The sequence below is a fragment of the Palleronia caenipelagi genome (genome assembly GCF_007004065.1).
Classification (GTDB): domain Bacteria; phylum Pseudomonadota; class Alphaproteobacteria; order Rhodobacterales; family Rhodobacteraceae; genus Palleronia; species Palleronia caenipelagi.
The window spans coordinates 1-607 of the sequence record NZ_VFSV01000188.1 but is presented as its reverse complement, the minus strand read 5'-3'; the positions used below and the strand labels follow the sequence as shown (position 1 = coordinate 607).

The 607-nt window shown below is 63.1% G+C and carries 2 protein-coding genes; both read left to right on the top strand.

Annotated elements, in window-relative coordinates:
- On the top strand, positions 1–200 hold a 200-nt coding region (locus tag FEV53_RS21170; protein WP_221931704.1), incomplete at its 5' end, for a hypothetical protein.
- Between the two features lie 55 nt (positions 201–255).
- Positions 256–607 (top strand): IS3 family transposase (locus tag FEV53_RS20655; RefSeq protein WP_246100971.1); only part of this gene is annotated, 352 nt, incomplete at its 3' end.

Genomic DNA, 607 nt, shown 5'->3' with positions numbered 1-607 from the left:
TGGAGATCGAGGCCTTCGGCTCGATGGAAGCGAAACACCGCCAGAAGGCCGATGCCGCCGAGCTGGAGCGGCTGCGCAAGGAGAACAAGCGGCTGGCAGAGGAGAACGAGATCTTGCAAATGGGTGAGCAGGCGAACGCCACCGGTCCGAGTGCGCCCGCGAACGCTTTTTTCGCATCTCGGGCGGTGAAACCACGATGAATAAGCGCGCTTTCATCCCTGCCCGCAAAGCTCAGTTCGACTGACCGTGTCCCCAGTGGGGCCGCGTAAGCGGGAGAACGCGGTTTCGACACTCTGCCGGCTCGTACGCTTGTCGCGCAGCTGGCTCTATGGATACCATGCCAGCCAGGCGGCCCGCGATGACCGCCGCGAGCGGCGCTCTGCACGGGACGACGTGCTTCTGGCAAAAATTATGCGGGTCTTCAAAGCCAGCAAACACCGCTACGGGTCCAAGCGTATCCACCGGGATCTGTGCGCTGAGGGGGAGCACGTCCCGGAGCGGCGCGTGGCCAGAATAATGCGCGAAAGCAGGATCTCAGCCCGCCTGAGAAAGCCGCGCAAGCCGGTGACCACGAACAGCAATCATAAGCTGACGCCGTCGCCCAACC